17 protein-coding genes, 1 pseudogene and 1 other annotated feature are annotated in these 18,131 nt (G+C 50.7%); of the genes and pseudogenes, 1 reads left to right on the top strand and 17 read right to left on the bottom strand.

Annotated features, from left to right (window positions below):
• Positions 1–14 precede the first annotated feature (14 nt).
• The 12 genes and pseudogenes from NSB25_RS24510 to NSB25_RS24455 form a co-directional block, all read right to left on the bottom strand.
• The gene (locus NSB25_RS24510; RefSeq protein ID WP_103242313.1) at positions 15–806 is read right to left on the bottom strand and encodes a DUF6674 family protein; all 792 of its coding nucleotides are present in this window, start codon (positions 804–806) and stop codon (positions 15–17) included.
• A complete protein-coding gene (locus NSB25_RS24505) occupies positions 807–1,091 on the bottom strand; it encodes a helix-turn-helix domain-containing protein (RefSeq protein ID WP_103242314.1) in 285 nt (94 codons plus the stop codon).
• Between the two features lie 18 nt (positions 1,092–1,109).
• Complete coding sequence (locus NSB25_RS24500) at positions 1,110–2,093, bottom strand: toprim domain-containing protein (protein ID WP_103242315.1); 984 nt, start codon at positions 2,091–2,093, stop codon at positions 1,110–1,112.
• Positions 2,094–2,165: 72 nt separating this feature from the next.
• Positions 2,166–3,038: a DUF6017 domain-containing protein gene (locus tag NSB25_RS24495; RefSeq protein ID WP_103242316.1), complete on the bottom strand. Its 873-nt coding sequence runs from the start codon at positions 3,036–3,038 to the stop codon at positions 2,166–2,168.
• 29 nt (positions 3,039–3,067) lie between these two features.
• Positions 3,068–3,592, bottom strand: a complete 525-nt coding sequence (locus NSB25_RS24490) for a DUF5720 family protein (RefSeq protein WP_103242317.1) — start codon at positions 3,590–3,592, stop codon at positions 3,068–3,070.
• Positions 3,593–3,742: 150 nt separating this feature from the next.
• Positions 3,743–4,096 (bottom strand): annotated as a pseudogene (locus NSB25_RS24485) (Fic/DOC family protein); the annotation flags it as partial.
• Positions 4,097–4,285: 189 nt separating this feature from the next.
• Positions 4,286–4,699: a hypothetical protein gene (locus NSB25_RS24480; protein WP_146040193.1), complete on the bottom strand. Its 414-nt coding sequence runs from the start codon at positions 4,697–4,699 to the stop codon at positions 4,286–4,288.
• Between the two features lie 104 nt (positions 4,700–4,803).
• Positions 4,804–5,727: a P-loop NTPase family protein gene (locus NSB25_RS24475; RefSeq protein ID WP_103242320.1), complete on the bottom strand. Its 924-nt coding sequence runs from the start codon at positions 5,725–5,727 to the stop codon at positions 4,804–4,806.
• A gap of 94 nt (positions 5,728–5,821) precedes the next feature.
• Positions 5,822–7,189 (bottom strand): NAD(P)/FAD-dependent oxidoreductase, encoded by a 1,368-nt coding sequence (locus NSB25_RS24470; protein WP_103242321.1) that lies wholly within the window; start codon positions 7,187–7,189, stop codon positions 5,822–5,824.
• A 288-nt stretch (positions 7,190–7,477) separates the two neighbouring features.
• Positions 7,478–8,113 carry a hypothetical protein gene (locus NSB25_RS24465; protein WP_103242322.1) on the bottom strand — a complete coding sequence of 212 codons (636 nt, stop codon included), beginning with the start codon at positions 8,111–8,113 and terminating at the stop codon, positions 7,478–7,480.
• 11 nt (positions 8,114–8,124) lie between these two features.
• Positions 8,125–8,775, bottom strand: coding sequence for a hypothetical protein (locus tag NSB25_RS24460; protein WP_103242323.1), 651 nt, complete (start codon positions 8,773–8,775; stop codon positions 8,125–8,127).
• 91 nt (positions 8,776–8,866) lie between these two features.
• Positions 8,867–9,577, bottom strand: coding sequence for a LytR/AlgR family response regulator transcription factor (locus NSB25_RS24455; protein WP_103242324.1), 711 nt, complete (start codon positions 9,575–9,577; stop codon positions 8,867–8,869).
• Positions 9,578–9,985: 408 nt separating this feature from the next.
• On the opposite strand from NSB25_RS24455, the gene NSB25_RS24450 reads away from it, so the two are divergent.
• Complete coding sequence (locus NSB25_RS24450; RefSeq protein WP_103242325.1) at positions 9,986–10,405, top strand: hypothetical protein; 420 nt, start codon at positions 9,986–9,988, stop codon at positions 10,403–10,405.
• A 175-nt stretch (positions 10,406–10,580) separates the two neighbouring features.
• Here the strand turns inward: NSB25_RS24450 and NSB25_RS24445 are convergent, their stop codons facing one another.
• The 5 genes from NSB25_RS24445 to thrS form a co-directional block, all read right to left on the bottom strand.
• Positions 10,581–12,053, bottom strand: coding sequence for an alpha-L-fucosidase (locus NSB25_RS24445; RefSeq protein ID WP_103242326.1), 1,473 nt, complete (start codon positions 12,051–12,053; stop codon positions 10,581–10,583).
• Positions 12,054–12,068: 15 nt separating this feature from the next.
• On the bottom strand, positions 12,069–13,631 hold the full coding sequence (locus NSB25_RS24440; RefSeq protein WP_242982619.1) for a helicase HerA-like domain-containing protein: 1,563 nt from the start codon (positions 13,629–13,631) through the stop codon (positions 12,069–12,071).
• A gap of 78 nt (positions 13,632–13,709) precedes the next feature.
• Positions 13,710–14,546 (bottom strand): sugar phosphate isomerase/epimerase family protein, encoded by an 837-nt coding sequence (locus NSB25_RS24435; protein ID WP_103242331.1) that lies wholly within the window; start codon positions 14,544–14,546, stop codon positions 13,710–13,712.
• A gap of 251 nt (positions 14,547–14,797) precedes the next feature.
• Entirely contained in the window at positions 14,798–15,784 is a 987-nt protein-coding gene (locus NSB25_RS24430; protein WP_103242328.1) for a diaminopimelate dehydrogenase, read from the bottom strand.
• A gap of 114 nt (positions 15,785–15,898) precedes the next feature.
• Entirely contained in the window at positions 15,899–17,650 is a 1,752-nt protein-coding gene (gene thrS, locus NSB25_RS24425) for a threonine--tRNA ligase (protein WP_103242329.1), read from the bottom strand.
• Between the two features lie 74 nt (positions 17,651–17,724).
• Positions 17,725–17,940, bottom strand: a binding site (T-box leader).
• Between the last annotated feature and the right edge of the window lie 191 nt (positions 17,941–18,131).

Genomic DNA, 18,131 nt, shown 5'->3' with positions numbered 1-18,131 from the left:
TTCCTCCTTTCTTATCACCGGCTGCCCTTGTCATGGGAGGGTATCTGTCTGTCTTTTGCCGGTTCCGTCTTTGCTGCCTGCTCCTTCATGGCCTCCAGGACCGAGGGCCGGCGCTGTGCCTGCCGTTCCAGCCCTTCCAGGGCGGTGACTGCCTTTTCCGCATATTTTTTCATGGCGCCCATGCACGCACGGCTGGCACGGTAAGGAGCCTTGACATAGCGGGCAATCTCTCCGCCGGTCTTTGTCTGCTGCACCGGTTCCTTCCCCATCAGCGCCAGACGCATGTTTTTTAGGTGCTTTCCTGCCTCATGGTACTCGGAGACGAAGGCGTCGATCCTCTCCATTGCCCGGTTACTGACCTGCTGGTGGTTTTCCGTCCCCTGACGAACCGCCTCTAACGCCGGTTTCAGGTGCAGGAAATTTGCGAGCCCGTTCAATGCAATCGTACCGCGTTCCTTAAAGTCCTCCAGGATATGTCTACAGCCCTCAACAATCTTTCCCTTTAGCTCTGATAATTTCTGCTGCATGAAGGCAATATTGCCCTCCAGCGTCTTACAGGTCTTTTGCAAGGAGGCTTTTAGGGAGCGGTTCTGCATTTTCTGCAGGTCCTCCCGCATGGCCGCCAGCTCGCCGACCGCTATGGAAAGGCGGTTCTCCATCCCTGTGACAGATTCGATCAGTTTTGCGAAATCCGCATAGGCGGGGGAATCATTTTCCTTTAAGAGTGCAAGCAGCGCCTGGACCTGCTCATTTTCCGCAATCGGCGTTCCCATGCCGGAATCCGTATGTGTCCTTTCCTCTGCCATTTACGAATCTCTCCCCTCTGCCGGCGGCTGCCCTCCGGCAATCTTGCCGACGATCTCCGGCCCGGCCTCGTAAACCTGCATGAGCCGTCTGGCCGTGCCGCTGGGCTGCGCCGCTCCGCTGGTCCAGAGCCGGACCGTGGAAGGGGCGACATTCATCAGGAGCGCAAAGCCTTTCTCGTTCATATCCAGTTTTTCCATCAGCGCCTTAACCATGTCGGGGCCGTAATCCGGGCACCGGGCGGCTTCGGCGATCATCTGTAAAGCCGTGTTCTCTGTGTTCATCATTTCTTGAAATCCTCCTTGTCAAATCGAAACAGCCGCCTGTTTCCGGCGGCATTGCTGTTGCTGGTCTTTCATCTGCTCCGTAACATGGAGCAGCATTTCGTTGTAGTCCTTTCCCGTGCGGGGCGGGTTGACGCCTACACGAATATGCCGGAACCGCTGATCCTCATGGAGCATTGCCCTAATCCTTCTGGCATTTTTAAGGCCGCCGAGGTCGTTGTCCATGTAGAGGCTGACGCGCCGGATTTCCGGGTAGCGTTTCAGAAATGCTGTCAATGCCACATGGGAAGTGCCGCCCAGGGACAGCCGGTAGCCGTCCCATTTCCAGCCTTTTAATTCCTGCAGCGTGGCATGGGAGAGGGCGTCAATGGGCGCCTCAAACACCGCCACATGCCGGCTGCACGGATTCCTGGGCGGATAGCAGAAGCTGTATTCCTTGTCGCTGCCGTAGACATCTTTCCTAAGGCTGCCGGCAATGCTCCGCATACAGGCAAACTTTGCTTTCCCCGCTTCATCCTTTCCCACAAACACACAGACCGGCTCGCCATGATACCGCGCCTCATAGAACAGCCCTTCCCGGAAACACCTGCTGATCACATCAGAGCTGATCCCGCGCCGCTGTAAATAGGAAACGGCAGAAGTGGCGCACCGTCTGGCCCAGGGGAGGGAAAATGCTTTCTTCTCCGGTTCCTTATGCACATGTCCTGCCGCTGCCGTGCTCCGATAGGCCGGTGTCTGCCGGGTTTCCCCGCCGACCAGCGTATGGACCGCATCCACCAGCCCATAGCCCCGTATCTGGATCAGGTAATCCAGGGCGTTGATACTCCTGCCCCGGCTGTTCCAGTACCAGTACCTTTTCCCGCTCACATAGACCAGGCTGTCATGTTCTTTGTGGCGGTAATTCGGGCCGTCCCGTTTCAGCACCCCTGGCTCATGGAACTGCAGGTAGGCGAACAGGTCCGCCTCACGCGCCGCCTGAATCTGCTCCTTTGTTACGCCGGGCATGATGCCGGCACAGGGATTCTTTTCATTGTGCCCCGCCTCCTTTCTGTGATGAAAAAAGACGCCCGAAGGCGCCTAACAGCCGTACAGGTCATGGTTGACCTCGGCACGGTAATAGCTGTCCATTGTTGCCGGGGCATTATACAGCGCCGCCAGCAGGTATGCCTTGATGTTCCCGACTTTGGTAGTGTTCCGGTCAATACAGTCAAAGACATACTCCAGGTGGCCGGAATTGATCTTCAGGAAGCGGCCCTTTACCACCTCCCTGGGAAAATCATCCCCGGCGATACGGATATATGGACGCTTGGATAACACTACTTCAAGCATGAGCTCCATCGTCTCGTCTACGCGTTCTTTCCCATACCGGGAAACCATGCAGCCATACTCAATATTTTCTTTCAGAATTTCACGGTAAGCGTCTACCAGCTCTATCCGATCCATCCCATCCGGGCGGCCTGCCGCCTCCAGCCCTGCCGGATAGATTGATTGATGGGTCCTTGATATATCCGTTTTTGATTTATTAGTTTTTTGTGGATTAGTATTTAATTGTGCGGGATTTCCCTGTCCAGGTTCGCCCTGTTCAGGTTTTGCCTGTCCTGGATTTCCCTGTCCTGGATTTTCCCGTTTAGGTGAATCCCCCTGTTTTTCAGCATTTACAGGCTTTTCATGGATCGTATACTCGATGTCTCCGAGCTGCCCGTTCCCATAGCGGAGGCGCTGCCTGGTGAGATACCCGTGCCGCTCCAGCTCTTTCAGGGCGGTAGTGATCGAATCCACGCCGTCCTTGCAGATATGGGCGAGCCCCTTTGTGGTATAGTCCCAATCTTCCGGCAGCGACAGCATGAGCGAGAGAAGCCCCTTTGCCTTTAAGGACAGTTCCGTATTGCGCAGGTGGTGGTTGCACATGATCGTGAAGTCCTTTGTTTTTTCTACCCGGAATACAGCCATAACAAAAACCTCCTTCCTTTCCCTTCGGGCTACAAGGCGCGGTCCCTGCGGTCATAGTGCAGATGGCCGCCCGGTGCAACCTTCGCATGGTTTTTCAGCCTGACCTCGCCCCGTTCCTGGCTGTCTATGAATTTCTGGTAGCCGGCATCTGTAAGGAACAGGCGCATCTTGTCGCCTTTATCCCCAACAGGGGCATTACCTGAAAGCACGTCAAAGACGATCATGTGCTTTACTTCCGGGTCAAAGCGTTCCAGGGCCATGATGTCGTGTCCTTTTAATTTCTCCGCACCGGATTTCTGCCTGGCCTCCGCCAGTAGTTCCCCCATTGTCTTAGGGCCTGCCGGAATCCGGTAGTTTTTCCGAATATCCTGAATGAGTGCCAGACAGTCTTTTTCCGGCATGGCGTCCAGCTTCCGCACAAGTTCCGCCGCCGTTTTCCTCTTTACCGGGTCCGGTATATAGGGGAGGCACATGCGCAGCTCATAAGTGACATCTAATTTCCCATAGCCTTCCGTCTGGAAGATCAGGCGCTTTTCCATTTCGTTCAGTTCCATGTGAATCTCCTTTCTCCTGAAAATGAGTACAAAAAAAGGACATCCACCTGAATAAAAGATGAAATGTCCTTTGGCATGTACGCTATTCAATTTTATATACAAAGCAGTTTGCCGCTGTTACGCCGCTTTCTGCAAGTGTCTCTGTGTTACATTCCCATCCCTAAAAGGATGAGCCACATTCATTTCCACATATTTTTCAATTATCTGATCAAATGTTGATTGTGGCATATTATCAATATGTTTTAATGCAGTCTCCAAATACATTACAGGAGCAAATCTAAAGTTTCCTTTTGCAATATTTACTGTTCTTATTTTTCCAGCAAAATCATATAACTCATCAAACAAAAATTTATGAATTTTAGCAAGTCCAGAAAATTTTCCAACATCGAAATCTTCAACAATTTTGTTTTCATATAATTTAATGGCTTTAGTCTTACTTATTTTCTCTTCTACTCTCGCAAGTTCTGCTGAATCATTAATGCCTAATTTATTTTCCAAAGCCATAACTATCCTCCATAAATCTATTATTTCATATCTCTCGTTGGCATCTAAAATTTATTGTGATTATGACAGAGAAATACTTTCTCAAACTGAAGGCTTTTGCCGCATTGCCACCCGTTATGATAAGCTGGCTTTCACATTGCCCAGGCGCTGCAGAAACCTGTCCTGCAATCCTATTCTTTCGGCAATATTCTATCGCTCTACAGGGATCTTGCCTTGGTTTATAGATATTGCTATTTTTTCAGTTGGGATGTCTAAAGACTGCGAAATATAATTTGCTATTTTATCAGGCTGAATCTCATTTTCCATACTTTGAGCAGCCAAAATAATTTCGGCTGTAACCGACAGAATTTCTTCATTCGAATAGCTTATATCTATTTCGCAGTTCGCAATCTTATCATCCTCTTCAAGCACGTAAGTCATTACATCAGCGGCATAATCACAATAAGAAGGAAACAAGTTGTCATTTAAAAGAGAAGAATCTTCAGCCCCTGTTCTGTCACCGAAAAATTTATCTGACCTGGCAATTGCAAGCCCTGTTATCCCAAAAAGAATAACGCAGACGCCTAAAATCAAAAACAGCTTTTTATTATTTAATTTCATCATTGGCACAGCAACCTCCTTCTTCATATACGGCCGGTAGGAATCATCACTTTCTGCTTTCCTGTTGTCTGTTTAACAATAACAAATAATCAGAATTTCCCACAGGCTCAGTTTCTCTCAATTTTGCATGTGTGGGTTTTTGCCTTCGAATGATAGCTGATTCCCACCATCACGATCTCGCCGCCATAATCCTTAAGCACTGCGGGATAATTTTTGTCGCGTATCTCCTCTATTGCCTTTGCTACTGCCTCTGCATTGCCCGCAACAGTATCCTCCAAAAGCTTCTGCGAATGGCCGATCAGCTCCATCCATTTTCGGTTCACAGTCCTGCCTTTCAGAATCTTCTGGAATTCCGCCTTTATCTCCTCATTGGGAATCCTGGCAGTCTTTTCCTTTCTGTCCCAGGTCAGATATCCCAAATGGATGAGCAAGGTCAGCACATCGTCCCTGCTTCTGAAGGTCTCAAAATCATTTTCAAAATTATCCGTATCAACCTCGATTTCTTCCCCCGATATCATACGCAGGATAGTTTCCTGCATACCGTCAAAATCCATGTTGATATATGTCATCAGTGATTCCGCCGCAGACGTCTTCCTCCAATAGGACTGAAATTCCTGCAATTTGACTGCACACATGACAGAATATGGATTGTATACTGCGCCATTCTTCGAAAGCTCGTACCCATCATACCATCTCTTTGCTTCCTCAAAGCTCATCCCGTATTTTGTACATAAATTCCGGACATCTTTTTCCGTAAAACCAGTATATTCCGCGAATTTCCCCGGGTTAAGGATAGAATATTCCATAAAATCCGAGATTGCGGACTGGAAACCATCCTTCTTAATGGGAAGAATCCCCGTCATATAAGCTGCAATCTCCTTGTCATCAAAAAGGCTGCGGGAATCGCAGGAGCAGTCATAGTAAGCACAGAGCATCTGTGCCGCATAGGATTTCCATCCTGTCTTGTCCACATATTCACTACTCACTATTCTCTGAAATCCACTGTTTCCAGGGTCTATATAGATTCCCATGAAGCCTCCTCTCTCATGCTGATCCTGACATCACTTTCCTCAATCTTGTGTCGAAAACATTAAAAAGTCAATGGCATTCACAAGAGAAAGGGCTTCACCCCTCCAGAATATGCCTTGCCACATACACCCCGCTGGCCGAGGCGTGGGACAGGGAATGGGTTACGCCGCTGCCGTCCCCGATGATATACATGCCCCTGTGCCGGCACTCCAGATGCTCATCCAGCTCCACTTCCATGTTATAGAACTTTACCTCCACCCCGTAAAGCAGGGTGTCGTCATTGGCCGTGCCGGGTGCAATCTTGTCCAGGGCATAGATCATCTCGATAATGCCATCCAGAATGCGCTTTGGCAGTACCAGGCTCAGGTCTCCGGGGGTGGCGGCCAGAGTGGGTGTCACAAGCCCTTCCTCTATCCGCTTTCCGTTACTGCGGCGTCCCCGCACCAGGTCACCGAAGCGCTGAACGATGACGCCGCCTCCCAGCATGTTGGAAAGTCGGGCAATGCTCTCGCCGTATCCGTTGCTGTCCTTGAAAGGCTCCGAAAAATGCTTTGCCACCAGCAGTGCAAAATTGGTATTGTCTGTGCGTTTCTCCGGGCTGTCAAAGCTGTGTCCGTTTACAGTGACAATGCCGTTGGTATTCTCGTTTACCACGATTCCATAAGGGTTCATACAGAAGGTCCGCACATTGTCCTCGAATTTTTCGGTCCGGTACACAATCTTGCTCTCGTAAAGCTCGTCTGTCAGATGGGAGAAAATCACCGCCGGCAGCTCCACCCGCACACCGATGTCCACCCGGTTGGATTTGGTGGGAATGTCCAGCTCCCCGCAGATTTTCTCCATCCACTTGCTGCCGCTTCGCCCCACGGACACGATACATTTTTCGCAGGAGTAAGCCTGGCCGCCGCTTTTTACCAGATAGCCGCCTTCTGTCAGCTCGATACTGTCCACCGGACTGTCAAAGCGGAACTCTATCCTTTCCTTCATCCAGTCATACAGATGCTCCAGCACCACAAAATTGATATCTGTTCCCAGATGCCGCACAGATGCGTCCAGAAGCTTCAGCTTATTCTGCAGACAGGTTTTCTTAAAGCTGGTTCCGGCTGTGGAATACATTTTGGTCCCCTCTCCGCCGAACTTCATGTTGATATCATCCACGTATTCCATCAGCTCCACTGCCTGTTTTTTCCCGATATACTCATGGAGCGTGCCGCCGAAATCATTCGTAATATTGTACTTTCCGTCGGAAAAGGCCCCTGCTCCTCCGAAGCCGCTCATAATGGAGCAGGATTTACAGCCAATACAGCTTTTCACTTTATCTCCGTCAATGGGACAATGCCTTTTCTCCAGGGAATGTCCCGCCTCAAAGACCGCAATCTTCAGTTCCGGATTCTGCTTCGTCAGTTCGTAGGCGGAGAAGATGCCTCCCGGCCCGGCCCCCACAATGATAATATCATATTGCATACGCTTACCTCTCTTTCCTTTTCTGCATTTTACAGACGTTCAAACCTGTTCCCATTCTATCACACTGTTCCTTCCCTTCGCAAGCTTATTGATAAGCATACCGCCATTTTGCGGGACTTACGGCCCCTTTTGCCCCATGGTGCTTCATATCCGTCTGCCAGCGGTCCCTCTAATATAAAAACTGCGCAGTATCCACTACCGCGCAGTCCTCCGTTCTGTTATCTTCTGAATCTCTCTATCCGTCGCTTACCCTTTTAACTGTTATTTCTCATATTTTACATATGATGCTTACTCCGAGGCGCGGTCCCTGCCGCTGTCTTCCGCCTGTGCATCATTCCCCAGGTGATTTCCAATGCTGGCTTCCTCGTCCTCTATCTCCTTCTGTACAGACTGAATCTTCGTATCCTCCGCAATAGCCCGCATGATAAGGTTCAGGTCCTCCGGGGAGAACATGCCCACAGCCTTTGACAAAAGGCCAATGCTGTCCCGATTTACCTTCAGATGTCCGCCGCCGGAAAGCGGAATGTTCAATACCTTTTTCTTGTCTGTCATGTCACCCAGACAGATACTGTTTGTTTCTTCATCGCACACAAAGCATACTCCCTTATAGATAATCACGCCGTCCTTCGCCAGATGTCCATAGGGTACTTTCGCACCTTCCCTGGCCACCCCAAAAGGATTCGGTTTCCCGGCGGCAACTGCCTGATATATCTTCTGCGCATCCGTTGTGTCCACGGCCGCGCTCTCTTCCCCGCTTTCCGAGTCCCTCTCTTCCTCCGGCCTGCCGTCTCCCATTGCCAACAGACTGCTGCCAAAAGTTATATTCTCCGAGGATGCCGTCTCCTCAAAACGTCTGCCCACCGCAGCAGCTGTCGCCCTGCCTCCCGCGGTTCTCACTGCCGCCATATCTGTACCGATTCTCACTTTATCTCCTCCTATCCCCTGAAATTATATCGGCTGAAATAAGAATTTGATAATCCTCCTGACGCATTATATCGGCTGGAAGCGCTCTCCATATTTGCTTTCGCATTATCGGAAACTCTGGAGGCCACGGCGCTGATTCTCTTGACAAAATCGCTGGAGGCTCCCAGCAGCTTTTTCACCTTTTCCTCATCTGCTTCCGCAAGCTTCCCCTTATTCAGAGACAGAGAGCCGTCCGTCCCCACCGTAATCCCGATTTCCTCCAGCTCTTCCTTACTGCCGGTGACTGTCTCCTTCAGAGCCTGGCGATAATAATCATTCAATACCCCCGATATCTGCTTCAGATATTTCATAGTATCATTGTAATCCCCCACCATATTTGACGCGGTGGCAGTAATGTCCTTCCCGCCAAGATCCACCTTTTCACCCAGCAGGCTCAGCTCTTCTGCCAGGGATTTGGAACTTCTCTGCAGATTGTCATAGCTGCTTCTGGCAAGCCTTGCACTCTGCACACTGTTCGCATTCAGCAGTGCAAGCCCGGAAAGCCCTTTCTTATTCTGCAGCGTACTCAAAAAAGGACTTTTTCTGGCAGACAGCCCTGCCTTTCTTCTGCTGCTGCTCAGCATGTTCGTGGTCATTCTTCTCATTCCTGCTCTGATTCTCATTTCTTTTCTCCTGCCGGACAGATTCTGTCCCGGTTTCCCTCCATTCCTGTTTCATTTTGATTCTATGGCATATGTACTTCCAGCCCGCTTTCTACAGAAGTGTAATTCCCTCCTGCTTCAGATAGCCGGTATACATTCTGACAAATTCGGAGTACTTGTCTCTGGCCAGATAGATCTTCTCCCCGTTTTTCAGTTCAATGACACCCGCTCTGTATCCGGCCACATGAGCCATGTTCACCAGATATCCCCTGTGGCATCGGAAGAAATCTCCGCCCAGCTGTTCTTCCACATGTCTCATGGTGGCATAGACAGTGATGTTCTCCCGCAGCGTATGGATTTCCACCTTCCGCTTTGCGCTTTCCACATATAAAATGTCCTTCTTCTGCATGGTGTAGTTCCTGGTCTTCGTGCGGAAGAAAAGCTGTCCGCCTTTCTGTGCTTCCAATCTGCGCGCTTCCCTGCAGGCGCCTTCAAATACATCACAGAATTTCTCCTCTGACACAGGTTTCAGCAGATAATGAAAAGCCGACACTTCAAAAGCTTCCGCGGCATACTCCTTCCGCGCAGTCACAAAAATCAGAACCGTATCCGCCCCGTTAACGCGCAACGCCCTTGCCGCTTCCATCCCCCGCATGTCCTCCATGCTGATATCCAGCAGAAGAATATCATAGTGCTGCCCTGATTCCAGGAACTGTCTCACAGAATGGAATCGGAACACCTCCATGTCCGGCACCTGTCTCTTTATCAGCCCATAAAGCTGAACACTGCTCTCCTTATCCTCATCGCAAATCGCAACTTTCATGCCCCCACCTCTTATGTCCGACGAAACCACACGCTGTTCTCTGCGATTCGTCTTTTTTTATTTCGACAGGTCCGTTTTCTCATCTTTGTAAAATGTAACGAAAACCGCTTTCAGGTGTCACGAACGGTAATCCTGCGGCTGCTTCATCACAAATACTTTGACAAAGGCTCCGTGCCCAAGCAAAAAAGGACAGCCCTGTTCCTCTGCTGTCCTTAGCATTTCACCTGTCCTTATGCATTTTATTTCGGCTGTTTTCGAAAAAAGTTTAGCAGATTAGTGCCCTGTAAAGTGCACAATTCCGCATTGATAGTCCCCGGAGAAGACATTATAATATACACAAAATGAAAATTGCTTCCAAAAAGCAGAGCAGACCATGGGAAGAGTCCAAATGAAAAGGGGGTACAAATCATGAATAATCCCGATTACCGCAGAGAAATCACCGAGGCAATACAGGCCGGTCAGGAAGCGCTGAGATGCCTGAACGATGCCAAAAGCTGCTTAAGCAGCGCGGGCAACTGGGGCATTGTGGATATGCTGGGAGGCGGAATGCTTACCACCTATATCAAACGTTCCAAAATGAAAGACGCCGACGCGCTGGTACAACAGGCCCGCATCTCCCTGAAACGATTCCAGAGAGAGCTGATGGATGTGGATACCATTCCTGAATTTCATCTGGAGACAGGAGATTTTCTCACCTTTGCGGATTATTTTTTTGACGGCATAGTAGCCGACTGGCTGGTACAATCCAAAATAAATGAAGCAAAAAACCAGGTGGATAATGCAATCCAGAGGGTAAACTATCTCCTGAGCCAGCTGCGGCATCTGTAAAAATATAAAAAGCAAAAGCTTCCGGCACAGCCTGACTGATTAAAAAGCGTGCAGAATACCTGCGTTGAATATCAATATCCTTCGCCGTATCCTGCACGCCTTTTTTGCTTTTATACCGTCATTCGAATATCCGTCTATCCTTCCCTGCCGGAAAAGCGGGCAGAGGAAATTTAAGTCAGTTCACCTTAATCTTAAAGGTCACCGGACAGTCGCTTCTGAAACTGCTCCTGATGTGCAGACCTTCTTCATCCCGATTCCACTCCGGCTTCTCATCACTTCCCAGCACCCTGATATCGGAAATGATTCCGTGGAAATTCGCCACTCTGGATGCATCCTGCTCTCCCAGCGACCGGATGAGGTACTCTCCGGAATCGCTGCATTTCAGTGCGATTGCATAGAGATAACCCCCCGCCGTGGTAAAGCGGAAGTCCCCGGAGGTAAAGTTCTTCCTGATTCCGTCAGAGAACTGTCCCTCCACAATCTGTGTGGGTCCCTCCCCGTATTTTCTCCAGATAGAACTATCATAAATTGCCTCGCCGTTCACTTTCAGCCACTGGCCGATTTTCAGGAGCACCGCTCTGTCCTCCTCCGATATGGTGCCGTCCGGTTTGGGCCCCACATTCAGCAGCAGACAGCCGTTCTTACTGACGATATCTGCCAGATCACAGATAATATCCCGGGCCGGACGGAAATCATTATGCTCCGTATATCCCCAGGAATTCAAAGCGATGGCCGTATCTGTCTGCCAGAAATAAGGCTTTACATCCGCAAACTGGCCTCTCTCCACATCCGGCACGGCACTGCCGAAGACAAAGGCATCATGCTTGTAGTTGATAACCGCATCACTTCCCCATTCCGCGGCTCTGTTGTAATAATATGCCGCGAATTTTCTCAGCCAGGGCCTCACCGCACTGTGCTGTATCCACCAGTCAAAATATACAATCTTCGGCTGATACCGGTCCACCAGCTCACAGCAGCGCACCAGCCAGTCCTGCAGAAATTCCTCCGTGGGAACCGGCTCACTGAACAAATCCTGATGATTGGGCTCCGGCATGGCCGGCCAGTAGAAGTCCCCTCTCTCCATGGGCTCCTTAATATCACTGTCATATTCCCTGCCGTGTCCCATAAAGAACCAGTGCTCCACTCTGTGGCTGGAAGCTCCTACCTGCATTCCCTTTTTCCCGCAGCTTTCCTTCAGTTCACCCAGAACGTCACGCTTCGGCCCCATCTCAAAGGCGTTCCAATGGGAAATCTCGCTTTTATACATCTGAAATCCATCATGATGCTCCGCCACCGGCACCACATATTTTGCACCGGCCTGTGCAAAAAGCTCCGCCCAGGCTTCCGGATCAAACTTATCCGCGGTGAACATGGGAATGAAATCTTTATAGCCGAATTCCGTGTGTTTCCCGTAAGTCTCAATGTGGTGCTTATATTCTCCGGAATCCTTCACATACATATTCCGGGAATACCACTCGCTTCCGAAAGCCGGCACACTGTAGATTCCCCAGTGAATAAAGATGCCGAATTTCGCTTTTCTGTACCATTCCGGTACCTGATACCGGCTCAGAGACTCCCAGGTATCCCTGTAAGGTCCCCGGGCAATGACATCGTCAATTGTCTCAAGATAAGGGGTCATATTATACATCGCGTTATGCTCCTGTCATTTTTTAAACAAAGTATTCAGCAGTCCGCGTTTCAGCACCTGGGCACCTGTGTTAATCAGGGTGCGTTCGATCTGCGCTCTGCGGCGGTCCGCTGCCCGCTCCTTTTTCTTCTGCTCTGCTTCCCATTCCTTCTGCTTCCGTTTCAGCGCCGCCTCTTCCTCTTTTTCCCGCTTCTTCCTGGCGGCTTCTTCCTCTTTGGCCTTCTGCTTCTCGAACTCGGCTTTCTCCTTCTCCAGCCGGGCGCGCTCCGCTTCCAGCCTGGTCTGCTCTTCCGCAGCTTCAGCCTGTTCCTGCAGTACCTCATAAGCGGATTCATTATCCACATAATTGTCATACTTCCCCATGGAATCCCCGGCCATGGAAGCACTCCTCACCGTTTCTTCCGCGGGTCCCATAAAGCTCCGGGGACAGATGATGTCCGTCCGCTGCACAATCTCAGGCACGCCTTTTTCATCCAGAAAGGAGACCAGTGCCTGTCCCACGCCCAGCTCCATGATCACATCCGCCGCCTGAAACGCCGGATTCTCACGGAAGGACTGTGCCGCCGCACGTACTGCCTTCTGCTCCGAAGGGGTGTATGCCCTGAGCGCGTGCTGTACCCGGTTGCCCAGCTGTGCCAGCACCACATCCGGGATATCTCCCGGGCTCTGGGTGACAAAATAGATTCCCACCCCTTTGGAACGTATCAGCTTCACCATCTGCTCAATTTTCTGCACCAGAGCTTTCGGCACATTGGAAAAAAGCAGGTGTGCCTCATCGAAGAAAAATACCAGCTTCGGTTTCTCCACATCTCCCACTTCAGGGAGCTGTTCGAAAAGCTCCGCCATCAGCCACAGCAAAAAGCTCGCATACAGTATCGGATTCTGCACAAGCTTTACACTGTGAAGAAGATTCACGATTCCCCTTCCCTGAGAATCGGTTCGTATCCAGTCGAAGATATCCAGCGCCGGTTCCCCGAAGAACAGATCACCTCCCTGGTTCTCCAAAGGCAGCAGCGCCCTGAGAATGCCGCCCACAGACTGAGAAGATATATTCCCGTAAGTTGCCGTAAAATCCCCCCGGTGCTCCGACACATATCCCAGCACCGCTCTCAGGTCCTTCAAATCAATCAGCATCAGCCCCTTGTCGTCTGAAATCCGGAAGACAATATTCAGCACTCCTTCCTGGGCAGGCGTCAGCCCCAGGATTCTGGCCAGCAGCTCAGGTCCCATGTCGGAAACCGTCACCCGCAGGGGATGCCCCTTCTCCTGATAAATGTCCCAGAAAGACACCGGACAGGCCCCATACTGAAAGCTGTCCCTGATTCCGAACCGGTCAATGCGCTCCTCCATGGACGCTGAAGAGACGCCCGGCATGGCAATCCCCGACACATCCCCCTTTACATCGCAGAGGAACACCGGCACGCCGGCATCGGAAAAAGCTTCCGCCATCACCTTCATGGTAATGGTCTTCCCCGTACCGCTGGCGCCGGCAATCAGTCCGTGGCGGTTGCTCATTTTCAGCTGCATGTTCACTCTCCGGCCGTCGCCCGCAAGTCCCATGTACACTTTACCGTCCATACTCATCTCCCTCCTGCCTGCCGCAGCCCGCTTCTCCTGTGATACCGCGGCCAGACTTCAACTTCCCGGTGACCTTCCTTACACCTCTGCATACTTCCGCATGATAAAATGCTTCACCCTCTGGTTGTTCTCCGGTTTCGTATCCTCCAGTGTGGCATGAATGAAAGGTTTTCTCTCTTTCATAAATTTCAGCACGACAGTATAATCCATCTCGCCCAATCCGCATCCCATGGATACCAGTTTCCCGTCCCGAACCGCGCAGTCTTTCAGATGCACCATCGCCACATCGGCCCCCAGCAGTTCGATGGCTTCTTCTATCACCGACTTCCGTTCCGCATAATTCTCCATATCCAGCAGGTTCACCGGGTCAAAAATAATCTGCAGGTTGGGAGAATTGATTTCATCCAGCACCTTCCTGGCCCGTTTGGGATTGCTTACAATATGGCGGTACACCGGCTCGATAGCCACCACCACTCCCATTTTTTCCGCATATTCCACAATGGGGTGCAGATTGTCCGCAAAAAGCTTCAGAGCTTCCTCCGTATGGCATTCGGGCGTAAACGAATATGTCTCATTGGGCGCTCCTGTTTCTGTGCCCACCACGCCGCACCCCAGCCAGGAGGCAAAGCGGATATGTGCCATGTACCGATGGACCGTTTCCGCAAGCTGCTCTCTGTTGGGATTGGCCAGATTCAGATAGCAGCCCAGCACGGCGATGTCCACCTGATTCCGGGCAAATACATTCCTGATGTACATGGCAAGTCCCGGTGTCAGCGCTTCATCCGTAGTGGGAAATTCGTCAATCACTTTCGACAGCGCCATATGCCCGCAGGCAAATCCCAGCTGATGTACTTCGGCAATCCGTTCCTCAAAAGGACGTTTCGTGGTATCGTGTAGTCTGATTCCTAATTGCATAATCTGATTCCTCCGCTTTTTATTGCTGCCCTTCCCTTCTTCCGGAATCCGTTTCTCCGGGGACCGCTGTGTTGCGCAATTTCCGCCCGGGCCCCTCCATGCGCCCCATACATCAAAGCGCGCACCCATTCTTTCACTTCCGCAGCAGAGCAGTATAACTGTTTTCCTATATTTTGTCTTCTATCTGTTTCGTTTCAGAATATTTCCGCAACAATTCAGCGTCCTGTCCGAATTGTTACATATTTCCCACTTTACAGCATGGACGCCCGCAGCTCTTCCCCGCTCTTCGCGCTCAGATAAGCCGGCGCAATGTCAAAGACTGTCCTGCAGCCCTTTGCCCCCTCCGTGGAAAGGCGATACGCCGCTCTGGCATAGGCCACAATCACACTGGCCGTGAACTCCGGATTGGAATCCAGCTTCAGATTGTATTCGATGAGATGTTTATTCTCCTTCTCCCAGCCGGTAACGCCGCTGCGCAGCACCAGTCCTCCATGAGGAATCCCACTGTGGTCCCGTCTCAGTTCTTCTGCTGTAATGAAATGTACCGTGGTGTCATACTCCGCGAAATAATTGGGCATCGTTTTGATTTCTTTCTCGATTGCCGCTTTATCCGCCCCTTCCTCCGCCACCACAAAGCATTCCCTGGTGTGCTTCTGCCTGGTGGTCAGGTCGGGATTCTCACCGGCGCGCACCGCCTTCAGAGCATCCTCCACCGGAATGGTATACTGTTTTGCATCCTTCACGCCCGCAATCCGCCGGATGGCGTCGGAATGGCCCTGACTCACCCCCCGGCCCCAGAAGGTATAATCCTTTCCCTCAGGAAGAATGGCATTGGCATACATCCGGTTCAGGGAAAAGAGACCCGGGTCCCAGCCCACGGAAATGATTGCCACCTTCCCGCCTTTCCTCGCCGCCGCATCCACATTTGCAAAATGCTCCGGAATCCTGGCGTGAGTGTCAAAGCTGTCCACCACATTGAAAAGCCCGGCGTACTCCGGCGTCTGCACCGGAAGGTCCGTGGCGCTGCCGCCGCAGAGAATCATCACATCCAGTTTTTCCGCCCATTCTCTGGCTTCATTCACATGACAGACCTTTGCACTCTCTGTCAAAATATTCACACTTTCCGGGTCTCTCCTTGTAAATACTGCCTTCAGTTCCATATCCGGATTCTGTCGTATGGCACATTCCACTCCCCGTCCCAGATTCCCGTAACCTAAAATACCAATCCTGATTCCCATCTGCTCTCCTTCCGTCGGATGTCACTACTTTTATCACCACAGAATTCTCTTTCGTCCGACGTTTTCATTATAAGCATTTCACCCCGTTTGCGCAAGAGCGGCATCACAAATCACCTACATTTTCCCGCGAAGAATGTCCAGCAGTTCCTCTACCGTCATGCTTCCCAGATCTCCCGACTCTCTCTCACGGACGGAGACGCTGCCGGCCTGCACTTCCTTCTCGCCGAGGATCAGCATGTAAGGAATCTTTTCCAGCTGAGCGGCTCTGATTTTATATCCGATTTTTTCAGTTCTTCCGTCCACTTCACAGCGCAGTCCTTCGCTTTGCAATATTCCTTCTATTTCTTTTGCATAGTCAAGGGATTTATCCGAGACAGGTAATATTTTCACCTGCACCGGGGAAAGCCACAGCGGAAATTTCCCTGCGAAATGTTCGATCAAAATCCCCAGGAACCGCTCAATGGAGCCAAATACTACCCTGTGTATCATAACGGGACGGTGCTTCCTGCCGTCTTCCCCGATATACTCTGCCTCGAACCGCTGAGGCAGCTGAAAGTCCAGCTGGATTGTCCCGCATTGCCATGTCCTTCCGATGGAATCCTCCAGGTGGAAATCGATCTTCGGGCCATAAAATGCGCCGTCTCCCTCATTTACCACATAGGGCAGTTTCAGATCCTCCAGTGCATTTTTCAGACCGTTTGTGGCCATTTCCCAGTCTTCGTCGCTTCCGATGGCATTCTCCGGCCTTGTAGATAACTCCACATGATACTTGAATCCAAAATCAGAATACACCTCATCAATCAGACGGACCACCCCTTTAATCTCGTCCGGTATCTGCTCCGGCGTCATGAAAATGTGGGCATCGTCCTGGGTGCAGCAGCGGACCCGCATCAGGCCATGCAGTGTACCAGACTTCTCATTTCTGTGAATCAGTCCCAGCTCACTGATCCGCATGGGAAAATCACGATAAGAACGGGGTTCCATCTTATAGACCAGCATTCCGCCCGGACAGCTCATGGGCTTTACGGCAAAATCCGCCCCGTCAATCACAGTCGTATACATCTTATCCCTGTAATGTTCCCAGTGTCCGGATGTCTCCCAGAGCCGGCGGTTCAGCATAATGGGTGTGGATATTTCCACATAGCCTTCTCTGGTGTGCAGTTTTCTCCAATAGTCGATCAGCAGATTTTTCAGTATGAGCCCCTTGGGAAGGAAAAAGGGGAAGCCCGGTCCTTCCTCAAGCAATGTAAATAGCCCCAGTTCCTTTCCCAGCTTTCTGTGGTCTCTCTTCCTGGCCTCCTCCAGACGGTTCAGATATTCCTCCAGCATCCCCTTCTCCGGAAAGGATGTGCCGTAAATCCTGGTAAGCATCTTGTTCTTCTCATCGCCGCGCCAGTAGGCCCCTGCCACAGACAGCAGTTTAAACGCTTTCACAGCGCTGGTGTATGCCACATGAGGTCCCGCGCACAGCTCCAGATATTCTCCCTGTCTGAAGAAGCTGATTTCCTCATCTTCCGGCATCTCCCTAAGCATTTCGATTTTGTAGGGCTCGTTTCTTTCTTCCAGAATCTCCAGCGCCTTTTCTCGGTCTGCGGTAAAGTGTTTCAGCTGGAGATTTTCTCTCACGATTTTTCTCATCTCCGCCTCCACTTCGGCAAAGTTTTCTTCCGAAAAACGGAAACTGAAGTCAAAATCATAGTAAAAACCGTCTGCAATCGACGGGCCGACGGCACACCTGGTATCCGGATACAGCCTCTTCACCGCCTGGGCCAGAATATGTGCCGTGGTGTGCCTGAATGCATTTCTCCCCGGTTCCTCCTGGAAACCAGCCTCTCTCATGGAACCATCCTTCATTGTAATCTTCATTTTACCTCTTCCTTTCCTAATAAAATTTTTGATTAACATGAAAAAAGCACCCTCAAAGATACTTACCATGTACCTTTGAGGGTGCCTGTCGCACGGTTCCACCTCAATTTTTCACTTCAGGTTCTATCAAACCCTAACCTTTAACGCAGGTGTACGGCAACGCTTACGTCTACTTTCAGCATTGCAGCTGGGGAATGGTTTTCACATACGATCCACATAAGCATCTTCCACCATTCGATGCTCTCTCTGTCTGCGATCTCCATGCTACTCGTTTCCGTCATCGCTTTTCTCATGTTAACTTGGCTGATATCATAACATTCCCGCCGGGGATTGTCAATAGCCGGATTTCCCTCTCCACGACAAACGCATGAATGTTTACTCCCACTCAAATCCTAAATTGCGGATTTTTAAATTTTCATCAGTTCTTCGATAAACTGTGCCGGTGCAAAGCTTATGTTAAACCGCTTCCTTCTTAGTGACA

Origin of the sequence: Acetatifactor muris, from assembly GCF_024623325.1 — a bacterium.
In the GTDB taxonomy this organism is placed as follows: Bacteria; Bacillota; Clostridia; order Lachnospirales; family Lachnospiraceae; genus Acetatifactor; species Acetatifactor muris.
This window is presented reverse-complemented; position numbering and strand designations above follow the sequence as displayed.

Excerpts from the sequence above, each read along its gene's own strand:
- NSB25_RS24445 (WP_103242326.1), bottom strand. The coding sequence starts at position 12,053 with ATGTATAATATGACCCCTTATCTTGAGACAATTGACGATGTCATTGCC.
- NSB25_RS24440 (WP_242982619.1), bottom strand. The coding sequence starts at position 13,631 with ATGGACGGTAAAGTGTACATGGGACTTGCGGGCGACGGCCGGAGAGTG.
- NSB25_RS24475 (WP_103242320.1), bottom strand. The coding sequence starts at position 5,727 with ATGGGAATCTATATAGACCCTGGAAACAGTGGATTTCAGAGAATAGTG.
- NSB25_RS24510 (WP_103242313.1), bottom strand. The coding sequence starts at position 806 with ATGGCAGAGGAAAGGACACATACGGATTCCGGCATGGGAACGCCGATT.
- NSB25_RS24430 (WP_103242328.1), bottom strand. The coding sequence starts at position 15,784 with ATGGGAATCAGGATTGGTATTTTAGGTTACGGGAATCTGGGACGGGGA.
- NSB25_RS24460 (WP_103242323.1), bottom strand. The coding sequence starts at position 8,775 with ATGAGAATCAGAGCAGGAATGAGAAGAATGACCACGAACATGCTGAGC.
- NSB25_RS24455 (WP_103242324.1), bottom strand. The coding sequence starts at position 9,577 with ATGAAAGTTGCGATTTGCGATGAGGATAAGGAGAGCAGTGTTCAGCTT.
- NSB25_RS24495 (WP_103242316.1), bottom strand. The coding sequence starts at position 3,038 with ATGGCTGTATTCCGGGTAGAAAAAACAAAGGACTTCACGATCATGTGC.
- NSB25_RS24505 (WP_103242314.1), bottom strand. The coding sequence starts at position 1,091 with ATGATGAACACAGAGAACACGGCTTTACAGATGATCGCCGAAGCCGCC.
- NSB25_RS24490 (WP_103242317.1), bottom strand. The coding sequence starts at position 3,592 with ATGGAACTGAACGAAATGGAAAAGCGCCTGATCTTCCAGACGGAAGGC.
- NSB25_RS24500 (WP_103242315.1), bottom strand. The coding sequence starts at position 2,093 with ATGCCCGGCGTAACAAAGGAGCAGATTCAGGCGGCGCGTGAGGCGGAC.
- NSB25_RS24450 (WP_103242325.1), top strand. The coding sequence starts at position 9,986 with ATGAATAATCCCGATTACCGCAGAGAAATCACCGAGGCAATACAGGCC.
- NSB25_RS24435 (WP_103242331.1), bottom strand. The coding sequence starts at position 14,546 with ATGCAATTAGGAATCAGACTACACGATACCACGAAACGTCCTTTTGAG.
- NSB25_RS24480 (WP_146040193.1), bottom strand. The coding sequence starts at position 4,699 with ATGATGAAATTAAATAATAAAAAGCTGTTTTTGATTTTAGGCGTCTGC.
- NSB25_RS24470 (WP_103242321.1), bottom strand. The coding sequence starts at position 7,189 with ATGCAATATGATATTATCATTGTGGGGGCCGGGCCGGGAGGCATCTTC.
- thrS (WP_103242329.1), bottom strand. The coding sequence starts at position 17,650 with ATGAAGATTACAATGAAGGATGGTTCCATGAGAGAGGCTGGTTTCCAG.